15 protein-coding genes and 1 pseudogene are annotated in these 16799 nt (G+C 36.3%); 14 read left to right on the top strand and 2 right to left on the bottom strand.

The window, feature by feature from the left end; all coding sequences use genetic code 11:
• Positions 1-36: 36 nt before the first annotated feature.
• The 5 genes from CUC15_RS09795 (at position 37) to CUC15_RS09815 (ending at position 2251) form a co-directional block, all read left to right on the top strand.
• Positions 37-630: a TlpA family protein disulfide reductase gene (locus CUC15_RS09795; protein WP_242985983.1), complete on the top strand. Its 594-nt coding sequence runs from the start codon at positions 37-39 to the stop codon at positions 628-630.
• A gap of 194 nt (positions 631-824) precedes the next feature.
• On the top strand, positions 825-968 hold the full coding sequence (locus CUC15_RS09800) for an FbpB family small basic protein (RefSeq protein WP_114916493.1): 144 nt from the start codon (positions 825-827) through the stop codon (positions 966-968).
• A 93-nt stretch (positions 969-1061) separates the two neighbouring features.
• Positions 1062-1277 (top strand): small acid-soluble spore protein Tlp, encoded by a 216-nt coding sequence (tlp, locus tag CUC15_RS09805; protein WP_114916494.1) that lies wholly within the window; start codon positions 1062-1064, stop codon positions 1275-1277.
• A gap of 237 nt (positions 1278-1514) precedes the next feature.
• The gene (locus tag CUC15_RS09810; protein ID WP_114916495.1) at positions 1515-1940 is read left to right on the top strand and encodes an acyl-CoA thioesterase; all 426 of its coding nucleotides are present in this window, start codon (positions 1515-1517) and stop codon (positions 1938-1940) included.
• A complete protein-coding gene (locus tag CUC15_RS09815; protein WP_114916496.1) occupies positions 1940-2251 on the top strand; it encodes a hypothetical protein in 312 nt (103 codons plus the stop codon). Before CUC15_RS09810 ends, CUC15_RS09815 begins: the two co-directional genes overlap by 1 nt.
• A gap of 211 nt (positions 2252-2462) precedes the next feature.
• On the opposite strand, the gene yidD is transcribed toward CUC15_RS09815, so the two are convergent.
• On the bottom strand, positions 2463-2690 hold the full coding sequence (gene yidD / locus CUC15_RS09820) for a membrane protein insertion efficiency factor YidD (protein ID WP_114916497.1): 228 nt from the start codon (positions 2688-2690) through the stop codon (positions 2463-2465).
• Between the two features lie 77 nt (positions 2691-2767).
• Positions 2768-3352 carry a glycerol-3-phosphate 1-O-acyltransferase PlsY gene (gene plsY, locus CUC15_RS09825; protein WP_114916498.1) on the bottom strand — a complete coding sequence of 195 codons (585 nt, stop codon included), beginning with the start codon at positions 3350-3352 and terminating at the stop codon, positions 2768-2770.
• A gap of 261 nt (positions 3353-3613) precedes the next feature.
• On the opposite strand from plsY, the gene CUC15_RS09830 reads away from it, so the two are divergent.
• From CUC15_RS09830 to CUC15_RS09870, 9 genes and pseudogenes are all read left to right on the top strand, one after another.
• Positions 3614-4030, top strand: coding sequence for a CoA-binding protein (locus tag CUC15_RS09830; protein WP_114916499.1), 417 nt, complete (start codon positions 3614-3616; stop codon positions 4028-4030).
• A 252-nt stretch (positions 4031-4282) separates the two neighbouring features.
• Positions 4283-6238 (top strand): DNA topoisomerase IV subunit B, encoded by a 1956-nt coding sequence (parE, locus tag CUC15_RS09835; protein WP_114916500.1) that lies wholly within the window; start codon positions 4283-4285, stop codon positions 6236-6238.
• Between the two features lie 12 nt (positions 6239-6250).
• Positions 6251-8695: a DNA topoisomerase IV subunit A gene (gene parC, locus CUC15_RS09840; RefSeq protein ID WP_114916501.1), complete on the top strand. Its 2445-nt coding sequence runs from the start codon at positions 6251-6253 to the stop codon at positions 8693-8695.
• A 235-nt stretch (positions 8696-8930) separates the two neighbouring features.
• Positions 8931-10073 carry an acyl-CoA dehydrogenase family protein gene (locus tag CUC15_RS09845; protein WP_114916502.1) on the top strand — a complete coding sequence of 381 codons (1143 nt, stop codon included), beginning with the start codon at positions 8931-8933 and terminating at the stop codon, positions 10071-10073.
• Between the two features lie 50 nt (positions 10074-10123).
• Positions 10124-10246, top strand: a pseudogene (locus CUC15_RS09850) (biotin carboxylase N-terminal domain-containing protein); the annotation flags it as partial.
• Between the two features lie 199 nt (positions 10247-10445).
• Complete coding sequence (locus tag CUC15_RS09855; RefSeq protein ID WP_114916503.1) at positions 10446-10658, top strand: acetyl-CoA carboxylase biotin carboxyl carrier protein subunit; 213 nt, start codon at positions 10446-10448, stop codon at positions 10656-10658.
• Positions 10659-10669: 11 nt separating this feature from the next.
• Positions 10670-11452, top strand: a complete 783-nt coding sequence (locus CUC15_RS09860; protein WP_114916504.1) for an enoyl-CoA hydratase — start codon at positions 10670-10672, stop codon at positions 11450-11452.
• Between the two features lie 13 nt (positions 11453-11465).
• On the top strand, positions 11466-12995 hold the full coding sequence (locus CUC15_RS09865) for an acyl-CoA carboxylase subunit beta (RefSeq protein ID WP_114916505.1): 1530 nt from the start codon (positions 11466-11468) through the stop codon (positions 12993-12995).
• Between the two features lie 155 nt (positions 12996-13150).
• Positions 13151-16783, top strand: coding sequence for a dynamin family protein (locus CUC15_RS09870; RefSeq protein WP_114916506.1), 3633 nt, complete (start codon positions 13151-13153; stop codon positions 16781-16783).
• Positions 16784-16799 lie beyond the last annotated feature (16 nt).

Below are 16799 nucleotides of genomic sequence, written 5' to 3' on the forward strand. Positions count from 1 at the left end.
ATTTATTCATCAATGGATGAATTATAGGGGTGTCAAATGATGTATAAAAGAATGGCAGGATTAATGATTCTATTAGTATTGGCAGGTATATTAACAGCAAATATTATTGATCAAAACAAAAATAACAGTGCAGCATCAAATAGCAATGAGTATGATGTTAGTGGGGATACAAGCGTCCGTGGCGGGACAATTGCTCCAGTAGAAAGTGTTGGTATTAAACCAGGTGAATTAGCACCTGAGATTGAACTGGAAACAGCTGACGGCTCGAAGTTCAAATTATCGGATCTTCGCGGGAAGAAAGTTTTATTAAATTTCTGGGCGACATGGTGCCCGCCATGTAAAGAAGAAATGCCAGCAATGCAAGCGTTTTATGATACCTACCAAGATGAAATAGAGGTAATTGCTATTAATTTTGAAGAAAAAGACCAAAAGGTACGAGATTTTATCAATAACTCTGACTACACCTATATGGTTCCAATGGATGAAGATGGAGCTGTTGGGAAGGAATATGGAGTCTATACAATTCCTACAACGTATTTTATCGGTACTGATGGTATCGTTCAGCAGCCTAGAAGGGTCGGACCAATGACATATGAATTTATGGAAGAAATGCTCCATGCCTTAAATTAATGAAAAATTTTAATTACTTTTTAATTCATTATTATAAAATTTGATAAAAATGGTGATACTTCTAAATAATGTGAAGCATGCACTTACATCTTATTTACAGATGATATGTGGAACAAAATAGAGCATTTACTATAAGAATCGATTTCTATATCGTGACAACTATGATTATGCTCTTAAATAAGGAGTGAATCGCCATTTCATTGAAAAAGAAAGTTACATTCGAAGAGCTTGTTCAAGAAAATCGAAGACAAATCTTAGAAGATCGTCGATTATTAGACAAAATTGAACAAGAGTTAGAAATGAGAATGCATCAATCATTAAAAGTGAATGAAAACTAATATTAATGTCCCTCTCTGGCAGAAAGGGACATTTTTTCTCGTATAATTTTAATTTCTCTTGGTAAGATAATACCATTAGAAAGGAGAATGAAAATGACTGATAACTATAATAAACCAAACCCGGATGATCGTACTGACAATGTCGGTAAATTACAAAGTATGATACAAAATACGATTGAAAATATCGAAGAAGCAAATGAAACGATGCAATATTCAGATGGTGTAGAAAACGAACGAATAAAAGCCAAAAATAAACGCCGAGAAGAAGCTATCGAGGGAATGCGAGAAGAAATAAAAGATGAATCTTAATAAAACATCATTTTGAAATATGGCTGTTCCAAGCTTTTAAGTGAGTAACAGCCATATTTTGCGCTTAAGAGCTGAGAAAGTTTTCTTGCTTAAATGCTAAAATAAACGAATGGAACCTAAATCCATATAGACTGGGTTTAAGGTTCTTTTATTTAGCACTAGGAACACAACTTCCAATTTTCTAATTGATTTATGGTAATATAATAGAAATGTTGGAATTATTAGGGGGAACAAAGATTGAATAAAGTACGTACACCAATTGAAGTAAGATATCAAGAAACAGATCAGATGGGCGTAGTTTATCACGGTAACTACTTAGTATGGTTTGAGATAGGCCGTACAAAATATATAGAGAATTTAGGATTAAGTTATGCAAAAATGGAAGAAGAAAATGTAGTATCACCAGTTATCGACGCGCATCTTTCATTCAAGAAACCAGTAAAATATGGGGAAGACGTAACAGTTGAAACATGGATAGAAGAATACGACGGATTAAGAACTACATATGGGTATAATGTAATAGGGGCTAACGGAGAAATTGCAGTGAGTGGAACTACAAAGCATGTAATCGTTAAAAAGGAAACATTTAGACCTTTATCATTACGTAGATCTTTTCCAGAATGGCATCATGCATACATAGCGAGTATGAAGGGAGAAGTGTAATGGCTTTTGGAATAAAACGAGAGGAACTAGTCACTTGGAAGAAAAATGTCGAAAATGGAAACATTGATTTCTTAACCCACTACTGGCTTGATGAGCGATTTCCAGACAGTACTACTGTAACAAAAGTTGGCTGTAATGATCTAACAAAACTAATTTCTTGGGGAAAAAAATACGGACTCCAAGAGAATTGGATTGATAGAAAGGAACAATACCCACATTTTGATTTATTTGGAGTGCAGCAAGAAGAAGTATTACGCAAAGAGGGGAAATGGGATCAATTGACCCGATTTAATTTAACAAAAGATAAATAGAAGAGACCATTGCAGCTCTTCTATTTTGTAGTTAACAAAGTATAAAAACTATATAAGTGGAACTACGGCAGTAACCGAAATGCTTGGTTAAGTTTGTTAACTATTATATCAAGTGTGAACTAACTAAAGATGATATATTGCTCTTTGGTTACCGATTCAAGGGACAAAAATAATTAATACGTTCTAACCGGCAATATTAATTGCAGGTTTTCTAATTTTTTTTAGCTTTTTCAGGGACTAAATCGACACCCCCTGGATGAAAAGGATGGCATTTACTGATTCGTTTAATTGTTAAATAGGATCCTTTTATTGCACCAAATCGTTTATATGCTTCTAATCCGTATTCAGAGCATGTAGGATAGAATCGACATGTTGCTGGTGTAAAGGGACTTATAGCTTTTCGATAAAACTGAATTAGACCGATAAATATATATTTCATGGATGAATCTTCATCTCCTGCTTATTTGTTTATTACTTAAATATAAGCGAAAAAATGGGATGATTCAATTGATTGAATCATCCCATCCATTTAATTTTTGGTTCTGTGCCATTTCGGATTCTCTTGATATTTTCCCGATGTCGATAAAAAACAAAAATTGTAAGTAGAGCAATTACAATTATGAGTCCAATATCTCGGAAGAATAAAGCAACCAACGTACTGATTACTCCTGTAATCATTGAGGACAGAGAAACATATTTCGTGATATACAAAGTTAGAATAAAGGTAAGTATCATAATAATAAATAATAATGGGTTTATTCCTAAAATAATCCCACTAGAGGTTGCTACAGCCTTTCCACCTTTAAATTTAGCAAAAAGAGGATATGTATGGCCTAGAACCGCGAAAATCCCTATAATTAAACGATTTACTTCCGCATCAAATAGTAAGGGGATTAAAACAGCAATCGTACCTTTTAATATATCTGCTAATGTCACAATAATTCCAGCTTTTACTCCTAGAACACGAAAGGCATTCGTTGCACCTAAATTCCCGCTTCCATGTTCCCGGACATCAATTTTATAGCCGATTTTACCAACGACTAACGCGGATGGAATTGATCCTAATAAATACGCGATAATAATAAATAAAATATATTCCATCGTACATCCTACTCTCTTATTTAATCAAATGAATTGTCACAACTTCAACTTTCATTTTAGCATGAAGTAAACCGAGTGAGTATATAAAAATAATGTTTCTATCATAATTTCTCCGAATTTATTCTTCACAGCTGAGCTCTTATAGTCGTTATTTTGTAAATTATTAAAAGCGTGTGCTATAATGACGATAGATAAAGTTTAAAGTAATTCACTTCTCCAATTGATTTGAAACTAAATGATAATTATTAGGAGGATAACATAATGACTTGGGAAAATCCATCGAAAGAAGCACTGAAGGAAATATTAGAATCTTCGAAGACAATAGCTGTAGTAGGACTTTCTGATAATCCAGAACGTACTTCCTATCAAATATCAAAGAAGATGCAAGAAAACGGGTATCGGATTATTCCTGTGAATCCGACCGTGGAAGAAGTACTAGGGGAGAAAGCTTATCCATCTTTAACAGATATACCCGAAGAATTTGATATAATTAACGTTTTTAGACGACCAGAACATTTGCCAGAAATTGCAAAAGACGCTACAATGACAAATGCAAAAGTTTTTTGGGCACAGCAAGGTATCGTGAACGAGGAAGCATATCATTACCTCAAAGAACATGATTTTACAGTAGTTATGGATTTATGCATAAAGGTAGTTCATTCAGTGTTAGTAAAATAAAGTGAGTCTCAGGATGACATGCTCTGTCATCCTTTTTCTTCGATTGAATATAGATATCAATACACTTGAATTAGACATTTTTGCCATCCAATGCAATCAAACCTTAATTATAGTATACTTACTACCGTGTTCTGGGCTAATATAAGTATACTATAATTATTTTTTATGGAATGAAGAATATATCACAAACGAATGTTTGTTCTGATATAATTATTATGTTATGAGATTTTTTAGAAAGGAGTTGATGGTCAATTGACCAATCAACCAACCCAATATACCGATGAATCCATTCAAGTTCTAGAAGGTCTTGATGCTGTTAGAAAAAGACCAGGGATGTACATTGGTAGTACAGATAGTCGTGGACTACACCATCTCGTATTTGAAATTGTAGACAATGCAGTTGATGAGGCGTTATCCGGTTATGGTAATGAAATTAAAGTGACAATTCATAAAGACAATAGTATTTCTGTAGAGGATAGTGGTAGAGGTATACCAACAGGGGTACATAGTTCCGGAAAGCCCACAGCAGAAGTAATTTTTACGGTACTGCATGCGGGCGGAAAATTTGGACAAGGTGGCTATAAGACTAGTGGAGGGCTGCATGGAGTAGGTGCTTCAGTAGTCAATGCTCTTTCCGAGTGGTTGGAGGTAACCATTTTTCGAGATGGCCAATCTTTTAAGCAACGATTCGAAAATGGTGGAAAACCTGTTACAACATTAGAAAAACAAGGTCCGACAAAGAAAAGCGGAACCATTATTCATTTTAAACCGGATGCATTAATCTTCTCCTCATTAATCTATGATTATGAAATCATTTCGGAGCGACTACGTGAGTCAGCATTTTTATTAAAAGGGATTACAATTGAGCTTTACGACCAACGAACAGAAGAGAAGGAATTATTCCATTATCCAAATGGGATCGAAGCTTTTGTTAGTTATTTAAATGAGGAAAAAGATACACTCAGTCCAATCGTTTCTTTTGAGGGTGAGCAACAAGAAATTGAAGTTGAATTTGCTTTTCAGTATAATGATGGCTACTCAGAGACGATGTTATCTTTTGTTAACCATGTTCGCACAAGAGATGGCGGAACTCATGAATCAGGTGCAAGGACGGCAATTACAAGAACAATTAATGAGTATGCAAGAAGAATTGGAATACTAAAAGAAAAAGATAAAAACCTTGAAGGATCTGATATTCGTGAGGGGATGACTGCCGTTGTTTCCGTCCGCGTTCCTGAGGATAAGCTGCAATTTGAGGGTCAAACAAAAGGAAGACTTGGAACAATAGAGGCTAGGTCTGTTGTAGATAGCATTGTTTCAGAACATCTTTCTTATTTCCTAGAAGAGAATCCAGATATTGCTGGTATGATAACAAGAAAATCCTTAAAAGCTAAAGAAGCACGCGATGCTGCTAGAAAAGCTAGAGAAGAAGCAAGAACAGGAAAACAACGGAAAAAGAGAGATACGTTATTGAGTGGGAAGCTTACTCCTGCACAGTCAAGAAACCCAAAACGAAATGAGCTTTATTTGGTAGAGGGTGATTCTGCTGGTGGATCTGCTAAACAGGGAAGAGATCGTAAGTTCCAAGCAGTGCTCCCATTAAGAGGAAAAGTTATAAACACCGAGAAGGCAAAGCTTGAAGATGTTATGAAAAATGAAGAAATATCTACAATCATTCACACAATTGGTGCAGGTGTCGGAAGTGACTTTGATTTAGAAGATGTACAATATGACAAAGTGATTATCATGACCGATGCTGATACAGACGGCGCACATATTCAAGTATTATTGCTGACCTTCTTCTATCGCTACATGCGTAAGCTAATAGAGGCTGGCAAAGTATTTATTGGTTTACCGCCACTCTTTAAAATTTCCAAAGGAAAAGGAAAGAGTGAGAAAGTTGTCTATGCTTGGGAAGAAGAGGAAATGAAAAGAGCAGTACAAGAATTTAAAAATGGTTATACTGTACAACGATATAAAGGTCTTGGGGAAATGAACGCGGATCAATTATGGGATACGACGATGAATCCGGAAACACGTACATTAATTCGAGTAACGATCGATGACTTTGCTCGAGCAGATCGGAGAATTACAACATTAATGGGTGATAAAGTAGAGCCGCGAAGAAAGTGGATTGAAAGTAATGTTGAATTTGGTTTGGAAGAAGATGCCACAATACTAGAGAATGAGAAAATCATAAAGGAATAAGGGGGGGTTGGTTTGTCACAACCTGAGAAGTTTTTAGACCTTCCACTAGAAGAAGCAATAGGTGACCGATTCGGAAGGTATAGTAAATATATTATACAGGACAGGGCCTTGCCAGATGTCAGAGATGGATTGAAGCCTGTACAACGTAGAATTTTATATGCGATGCACGTAGAGAAGAATACACATGATAGGATATTTCGTAAATCTGCTAAAACGGTCGGAAACGTAATTGGGAATTATCATCCACATGGTGATTCCTCTGTTTATGAAGCAATGGTTCGTTTGAGCCAAGATTGGAAATTAAGAAGTGAATTAATTGAAATGCATGGAAACAATGGGAGTATGGATGGTGACCCGGCAGCTGCAATGCGATATACAGAGGCTAGACTATCTGCTATTTCTTCAGAATTACTTCGCGACATTGATAAAGAGACCGTTGATTTTATCCCTAACTTTGACGAGACTACGTTAGAGCCAGTTGTCCTTCCAGCTAAATTTCCCAATTTACTTGTAAATGGTTCGACAGGAATATCAGCTGGATATGCAACAGATATTCCCCCACATAATCTAGCTGAAGTAATTGATGCTGTAATTATGAAAATGGAAAATCCAGAGGCAACAATCGAAGAACTAATGAAGGTTATTAAAGGGCCAGATTTTCCTACAGGCGGAATTATTCAGGGTATCGAAGGAATAAAGAAAGCTTATGAGACAGGTCGGGGGAAAATCATTGTTCGCGGAAAAGCTAGAATTGAAGAAATTCGTGGTAATCGTGAACAAATTGTGATTGAAGAAATCCCCTATGAAGTAAATAAAGCAAGCATGGTTAAGAAAATGGATGAGCTTCGGATTGATCGTAAGGTAGAAGGAATAGCGGAAGTTCGTGATGAATCGGATCGTACTGGATTAAGAGTGGTAGTTGAATTGAAAAAAGAAGTAAATAGTGAGGGTATCCTAAACTATTTATATAAAAATACGGATTTACAAGTGAACTATCATTTTAATATGGTTGCTATTCAAAATCGTACTCCGAAATTATTATCGCTATCGCAAATACTCGACGCGTATATTGATCATCAAAAAGATGTAGTAACAAGACAATCAACCTTTGATCTAAAAAAAGCGAGAGATCGTGCACATATTGTCGAAGGATTAATAAAAGCAATTTCCATTCTGGATGAATTGATTGTCACGATTCGTTCATCGAAGGATAAGCAAGACGCGAAGAAACGAATTATTGCTGCTTATGATTTCTCCGAGGCACAAGCGGAAGCAATTGTCATGCTCCAGCTTTATCGATTAACAAACACGGATATATCACAGCTGCGGAAAGAAGCGGAAGATTTATTCAAACAAATTGAAGCACTTGAAGCTATTCTCGGAAGTGAGAAGGTACTTCTACAAACGATTAAAAAGGATTTACGTCAAATTAAGCGGACATTCCAAGATCCAAGAAGAACTGCGATTGAAGACAAAATTGAAGAATTAAAAATTAATATCGAGGTTATGATCGCTAGTGAAGATGTTCTCGTCTCGATTTCAAAAGATGGCTATTTGAAGCGTACGAGCTTACGTTCTTACACTGCTTCAAATGGAGAGGACTTGGCGATAAAGGACCAGGATCATCTTGTATCTTTGATTGAGGTAAACACTACAGATAAGATTTTACTGTTTACGAATAAAGGTAAATATTTGATTATACCAGTACATGAATTGCCAGATATTCGCTGGAAAGATATTGGCCAGCACTTATCGAACCTAGTTCCTTTTGATAAGGATGAGCGTATCATTCAATGCATTCCAATTCGTAATTTTGAGAAAGATAAATATTTCGTCTTCTTCACGAAAAATGGAATGGTAAAACGAAGTGAGTTAATGCTATACAATGCGCAACGACATTCAAAGGCACTTATTGCCTTAAATTTAAAGCAGAATGATGAAGTTGTAAGTGTGCATCTTACGGATGGAAAATCAGATGTGTTTGTTACATCCAATAAAGGATATGGATTAAGGTTTAAAGAAGAAGAAATTAACATTGTTGGTCAACGTGCAGCAGGGGTAAAAGCGATTCAATTAAAAGAGGATGAATATGTCGTTAATGGACAAGTATTTGACGAGTCAAGTAATCCATCGCTCTTTATCATTACGCAGCGCGGAGCAGGTAAACGAATGAAGTTACAAGAATTTGAACCAGCAAGTCGTGCCAAAAGAGGGCTCGTCATGTTAAAAGAATTAAAGAGTAAGCCACACCGTGTGAGAGGCTTCTTCGTTGTGAATGAGCAGGATAAAATAAACTTCCTAACTTCAAATGGGGAAACGCATCAAGTACTCCCACTTGGACTATCAACAAGCGGACGAAGCAGTAATGGGTCATTCCTTATTGATGCAGATAATCAAGGTGAAGTAGAAGAAGTGTGGAAAGAAGCACAGTATGAACGACCTTTTGATGAAAAATAAGAAAGTATTATAAAAACTTTCTTAAAGTATATGCAGCTAAGGAGATTCGACAAGCTTTTAAATATTGAATAATTGATTTGAACTGTTTTCACTAAACAAATCCTTTTCTATTTTCAAATTTGAGTATACAATTAAGATATATTTGTGATTACTAAGAATTGATTTTAATTTCCAATTCTTAGTAATCTTTTTTAAAAACTAAATACATTATCAGTAAACCTTAGGAGGCGAAATAATGAACTTCGAATTATCTAAGGAACAGCAAATGATTAAAAATATGGTTCATGAGTTTGCGGAAGAAGTAATTAAACCTAGAGCAATTGAAATTGACCAGAAAGCAAATTTTCCTGTTGATATTTTTGAACAGATGGGTGAACTAGGATTACTAGGTATTCCTTTTCCAGAAGAATATGGTGGCTCTGGTGGAGACACACTTTCCTATGCGATAGCGGTTGAGGAAATTGGTCGGGTCTGTGCAAGCACTGGTCTAAGCTATGCCGCGGCAGTATCACTTGGAGCGAGTCCAATTTATTACTTTGGGACAGAAGATCAAAAGCAACAGTTTTTGAAACCGCTTGCAGAGGGTGTGGCTCTAGCTTCATTCGGATTAACCGAGCCAAACGCTGGTTCAGATGCTGGTGGAACAACAACGACTGCAATACTTAAAGATGATTCTTATCTCATAAATGGTGAAAAATGCTTCATTACAAATGCAAGCTATGCTGAAACATTAATTATAACTGCGGTTACAGGTAAAAATGATAAAGGCAGGAATGCAATATCCGCATTTATTGTACCTGCAAATACCGAAGGCGTGACAATTACTAGTAATTACGACAAAATGGGAATGCGTGGTTCCGATACTGCTGAAATCGTTCTAAATAATGTAAGCGTTGCAAAAGAAAATCTTTTAGGAGAAGCAAACAAAGGATTTAAACAATTTTTATATACGCTTGATGGTGGAAGGATTTCAATAGGCGCATTAGGCGTGGGTATTGCACAAGCAGCATTAGAAAAGTCACTGCAATATGCAAAGGATCGCAAACAATTTGGTAAATCAATTTCTAGCTTTCAAGCAATTCAATTTAAACTCGCAGACATGGCGATGGAGGTAGAGCTTGCCAGAAATATGGTGCATAAAGCGGCGTGGCTAAAGGACAAAAATAAGTCCTTTAGTAAGGAAGCAGCGTTTGCTAAGTTATTCGCAACCGAAACTGCATTCCGTTCCGCAAATCAAGCAGTACAAATTCATGGTGGATACGGTTACATGCGCGAATATGAGGTTGAGCGTTATTTAAGAGATGCTAAATTATTGGAAATAGGCGAAGGAACATCTGAGATTCAACGACTTGTTATTGCTAGGGAACTAGGCTGTTAGAAACATATTAACAAGCAAAGCAGGTGAGCTGACATGATAAAAAAGTACTAATCGCTAATCGTGCTGAAATTGCTGTCAGGATTATCAGCACTCGTAAAAAACATGGAATAAAAACCGTTGTAATTTACTCGCAAGCTGACGAAAAAGCACCACATGTCAAATTAGCGGATGAAAATAGGTAAAAGTCGTGAGTAAGCAATAACCTTTTTAAGAGATGCACTGGGACAATATAAAATTGAGTAAATTAAGACGAATAATTCACTATTGTTAAATATCGTTAATCACGATGCATATATAAAAGGTGAGATTAAAACGGATTTTATTGAAAAACATGTCCAAACGAAAACACTGAGGAAATGAGGTGGAAAACAAATGGAAGAAATTCGCGCAAGTATGGCTGGAAGCGTATGGAAAATTACTGTTAAACCTGGTGATACAGTTGAAGAAGGACAGGATGTAGTTATTTTAGAATCGATGAAAATGGAGATTCCAATTGCGGCAGAAGCTGAAGGTACCTTAAAAGAGTTAAAGGTAGCGGAAGGTGATTTTGTAAATGAAGGCGATATTATCGCGATTATTGAATAAGGAGGTAAAGCATGGAGCAGCTTATCAAGCTTAATCGAGATAGAGAGCATATTGCAATCATCACGCTGAATCGACCGGAAGCGGCTAATGCATTGTCAAACACTCTCCTTTATCAATTAAATCAAGCATTACAAGAGGTTGATGAAGATACCTCAATCTATTCTACGATAATTACGGGTGCGGGCGAAAAGGCATTTTGTGCGGGTGCCGACTTGAAGGAACGAAAAAACATGACAAATGAATCTGTAATTGACGCAGTAGCATATATCGGAAAAACGGTAAATGCAATTGAACATTTACGAATGCCTGTTATAGCCGCAATTAATGGTGCAGCATTTGGTGGAGGATTAGAACTAGCATTGGCCTGCGATATCCGAATTGCTTCTGAAGATATAAAGTTGGGTTTAACAGAAGCATCACTCGCAATTATCCCAGGTGCTGGTGGAACGCAGCGTTTGCCCCGCTTAATCGGATTAGGACATGCGAAGCGGCTGATTTATTCTGCTAAGCCAATTACAGTAGCAGAGGCATTAGACATTGGTCTAGTTGAGCAGGTCGTTAAAAAAGAGAACTTACTATATGAAGCAATTAAACTAGCAGAAATTATCACAGCAAATGGTCCAATTGCAATCGAGCAAGCAAAGCTAGCAATCCATAAAGGAATGCAAACAGACTTATCATCGGGACTCACGATTGAACATGAAGCATATAAGAAAACAATACCGACAGCAGATCGATTAGAAGGCCTGCATGCCTTTAGTGAAAAAAGAATACCGAATTACCAAGGGAAATAAAGGGGGTAGAACCTTGTCATCTATTGAGGAATTAAAAGAAAGAATAAATAAAATTGAACAGGGTGGTCACGATAAATACCATGAAAAAAATAAAGAAAAAGGCAAGCTTTTTGTACGTGAGCGATTAGCATTATTATTTGATGAAGGTATAGAAATTGAGGATGCATTTTTCGCAAATTGCATGGATGATTCGCTACCATCAGACGGTGTTGTAACTGGAATTGGTAAAATTAACGGTCAGAAGGTTTGTGTAATGGCAAATGATTCTACCGTTAAAGCTGGATCATGGGGGGAACGAACCGTTGAAAAAATCCTTCGTATACAAGAAACCGCAGAGAAGCTAGAATTACCAATAATTTATTTAGTTGACTCAGCTGGAGCAAGAATTACAGATCAAATTGAAATGTTTCCTGGGCGACGCGGTGCGGGGAGAATATTTCATAATCAGATTAAATTGTCTGGACGTGTTCCACAAATATGCTTATTATTTGGTCCATCCGCTGCAGGTGGTGCATATATCCCAGCATTTTGTGATATCGTCGTTATGGTTGAGGGAAATGCCTCGATGTATTTAGGATCACCAAGAATGGCAGAGAAGGTAATTGGTGAGAAAGTAACACTCGAGGAAATGGGTGGCGCAAGGATGCATACTACCGTATCGGGTGTAGGCGACGTTTTAGTAAAATCAGAAGAAGAAGCAATTCAATACGCAAAACGCTATTTGCGATACTTCCCAGCTAATTTTAGGTCGAGACCAAGCTTAGAGGATAGAAAAGAAGTAAAGCCATTTGAAAAATCAATATCGGAAATTATTCCTGAAAATCAGAATGCTGCATTTAATATGTATGATCTAATTGATCGTGTAATTGATGAAAATAGTTTTTGTGAAATCAAAAAAAAATTTGCTGCCGAGCTCATCACTGGCCTCGCACGTATTGATGGCAGGGCGATTGGGATTATTGCCAATCAACCTCGGGTAAAAGGAGGGGTACTTTTTACAGATTCAGCGGATAAAGCTGCGAAGTTTATCCAGCTTTGTGATGCATTCAATATCCCGTTATTATTCCTAACCGATGTTCCGGGGTTTATGATTGGTACGAAGGTTGAAAGAGAAGGGATTATCCGACATGGCGCGAAGATGCTGTCCTCGATGAGCGAAGCTACCGTACCGAAAATTTCAGTCATCGTTCGGAAAGCATATGGTGCTGGACTATATGCTATGGCAGGACCTGCATTTGAGCCAGACTGTGTCATTGCCTTTCCGAATGCACAAATAGCAGTCATGGGTCCAGAAGCGGCGATTAATGCAGTAAATGCAAATAAAATAGCAGCATTACCTGAAGATGAACGTGCAGCATATATTAAAGAAAAACAAGACGAATATCGCAGGGAAATTGATATTTACCGTTTGGCATCAGAGATGGTTGTTGATACCGTTATTAATCCAGATGATTTGCGAAAGGAATTAATCACACGATTCTCGATTTATGAAGATAAAAACATTGTCTTTACTGAAAGAAAGCACGGTGTTTATCCAGTATAGTTAAAAGAACTTTGGCATTTCTGTCAAAGTTCTTTTATCTACAGTAATAATATTATGTTAACTAATTGGCGAGAATTAGAATATTATAAATTATTTACATAGAATATAAAGGAAAAGTTTCGTATAATAGTTGTTAAGTTGGGATAGGGAAGGGCATGAAGACAATGAAACTAAAAGAAGAGTTAAAATTGCATACGACGTTACCAAATTTGGTAGCGCTATATCAGTTAATGACTGACAATGGGGATCAGCAAACTGCTGAAAAAATACTAGATTTATACGAGAAACTAGAAAAAAAGGAATTTACAATTAGTTTTTCTGGGCATTTTTCTGCTGGGAAATCATCGATGATTAATGCACTTATAAACGTTGATCTTCTAGCAAAAAGTCCGGTGCCTACAAGTGCAAATATCGTAAAAATAAGTGCTGGCGATGGCTCTGCACGTGTTTATTTTCATAATAACGAAGTAATAGAATTTAAGGAACCATATGAGTTGGAAATCATCAAAGCCTACTCAACGGATAAAGAAACTATTAAAAAAATTGATATTCGAATTAGTGATGCAATTTTACCAGACGGTGTCAGTATTATCGATACACCTGGGATTGATGCGGCAGATGATACTGATCGATTGATTACGGAAGCATCTCTACATCTCGTTGATGTGATGTTTTATGTGATGGATTATAATCATGTGCAATCGGAAGTGAATTTACAGTTCTTAAAGTCTATTCAAGAGAAGGGAATACCTTTTTATACGATAATTAATCAAATCGATAAGCATGATGAAAGTGAATTATCATTTAGGCAGTATGTTTCAGAAATCGAACAAACATTTGAACAATGGGGTTTGTTGCCAAAGAATATCTATTTTACTTCATTATTGGATGAAACGATGCAATATAATCAGTTTTCGACGTTAAAGCATTTCCTTTATGAGCAAATGTATGAAGAAAAGAATCGTTTATTTCAAATTGATCAATCTGTTCATCAAGTAGTGAGCGAACATAAAGGATTTTTGAAACAGAAATATGAGGAATCAACGAATGATTTATACCAATACACTACAACACAAATAGAGACGAGTAAATTAGGAATCGACTCATTAACCAAGCAAATGAACGAGTTAAAGCAAGTACCTTTAGCATTCGAAAAGAACTTTAATAAAGAACTACAAACCACACTTGACAATGCCTATATCATGCCAGCTAGCTTGCGGGATAAAGTTCAATTATTCCTAGAGTCGCAGCAAAAGAATTTTAAAGTTGGTTTATTTTCTTCTGCTAAAAAAGTAACCGAAGAGAAAAACAAAAGGTTATCTGATTTTTTAACGACATTACAGGGGAATATCGATGCATTAATCGAATGGAAGCTTCGTGAAAAGTTTTTAAAACTGGCAAATCAATATGGAATACAAGATAGTGAGATACAAAAGCAAATTCAGGCATTAACGGTAGATTATAACGATGCGGATGTTATAAACATTATTAAACCAGGTGCAAAGGCTAACGACGATTATGTTCTTGTTTATACGAAAGATGTGACTGCAGATATTAAACAAAAATTTAAAGAGAAAGCGAAACAGTTACTTGAAGGTATTAAAACAAACTTAGAAGATGATCTTAGAGTAAAAATAGAAAAAGTGAGTTCACAGCTTGCGGATCATGAACAAGCATTGGCAACAAAAGCTAAATATGACAGTTTACAAGTAGAGCTCCATGCTCAGTACAGACAAATCGATCAGCAACTGGAATCACCGAGTCCATCTCAACTTGCATACGAGCGTCTTGAAACTGCTCGGGATAAAAAGTTGGAAATAATTAAAAAGGTCATTCCTCGGCTTCCGAATGTGATTACGGTAAATGAGGCAGCGCTAGAAGAAAGGCACAGCATTGGAAGGAAACAAACAAATGGTTTTAAAGTGGATTCAATACTAATGAACATCGAGAAAGCCATTCAAGTCATCGAGGATTTACCTAGTTTTGCATCTCTTAAAAAAGATCTAATTAATAGGCAGAATCAATTAACAAATCGTACGTATTCGATTGCATTGTTTGGAGCATTTAGTGCAGGCAAATCATCATTTGCGAATGCGCTTTTAGGCGAAAGTGTATTACCTGTTTCACCGAATCCAACAACAGCAGTTGTAAACCGGATTCAACCAGTTACCGAAACATCGAAGCATGGGGATGTAATCATATCTCTTAAAGACGAAGCTTCACTTGTAAATGATCTGCGTTTAATTACAAAGAAATTTTCTCCTAAAGCAACGACATTAGAAGAATTACTCGATTGGGTTAAAATGAAGCAAATCCACCAGGATAGAAAGCTAAATAAGATGTACCAATCTTATTTACATGCAATACTCGAAGGCTATGAGGAAAATAAAGCAAATATTGGCAAGCGATTAAAGATTTCACTAGAAGAATTTGCAGCTTATGTGACAGATGAGACAAAGGCATGTTATTTTGAGGCGATTGATTTGCATTATGATTGTTCACTAACAAGACAAGGGATTGTTCTCGTTGATACGCCAGGAGCGGACTCTGTTAATGCACGGCATACAAATGTTGCTTTCGAATACATCAAACATGCCGATGCCATTTTGTATGTCACGTATTATAATCATGCATTATCACGAGCCGATCGAGACTTCCTTCTCCAATTAGGACGAGTGAAGGAATCATTTGAACTGGATAAAATGTTCTTTATAGTCAATGCATCTGACCTTGCTGCTGATCAAAAGGAACTTGAATTGGTGACAGACTATGTACAGGAACAGTTATTGCAATTAGGGATTCGTCTCCCAGATTTATATCCAGTTTCGAGTAAGAAGTCACTTGCAGATAAACAATCAAATAAAAGGTTAAATCAGCAAATGCAATATTTTGAGGATCATTTCTATCAATTTATTCATCATGATTTAACTGCACTAACCGTTGAATCCGCCAGATGGGATATAACAAGAACATATCAAACGATGAAGCAGACAATTGAAACATTACAATTAGATGAGAATCAAAAGGAAGCATATAAACAGCATCTGGTAGAGAAAAAGGATTGCCTTGCTAGTGAAATTGCTTCTATCAAGGCAATGGTCAATGAAGAACGGCTGAAGCAGAAAATTGAGAAGCAATTATATTTTGTAATCGAACGTCTATCCATTCGGTTCCACGATATGTACAAGGAATTCTTTAATCCAACTACCGTTACGGATTCCGGTAGAAAAGCTAGGGTGCAATTAAGAAATAATCTTGAGGACTTAATTGATTATGTTGGAAATGAACTATATAAGGAGCTCCAAGCAATTTCATTACGGATTGAACAGTTAACCAAAGTTGAAGTTGCAAATGTATATAAGTACATTACTAATAAGGGAAAACAAGCAGATCCAATCTTTGTCCTGCCAAATTTTAGTGAAATTGATTTGGAAACGCCAAAATACGAACTCGCGTTCAGTAAGCTCGATTTAGGCATATTTGATGGTGCTATATCTACATTTAAAAGTACAAAAGCTTTCTTTGAAAAGAATGAAAAAGAACAGTTGAAAGAGCAGCTGTTTACTATTCTCTTACCTATGGTAAAAGATTATATCAACCTGAATAAAGCAATTATGTTAGAATATTACGTGGAGGCTCTCAATCGATTTGTAGGGGACATAAAAGGTGATGCAATTGATTCTGTAACGATACTGCTGAATGATCATTTAGAGATGATGGCAACAGCGATGGATCTATCCATATTATCGGAAAAAGAAAAGGAATTAAAAGCAATTATTGAGCCCTAAGATGAAAAGGATGTGT

It is taken from the genome of Oceanobacillus zhaokaii (assembly GCF_003352005.1).
GTDB lineage: Bacteria > Bacillota > Bacilli > Bacillales > Amphibacillaceae > Oceanobacillus > Oceanobacillus zhaokaii.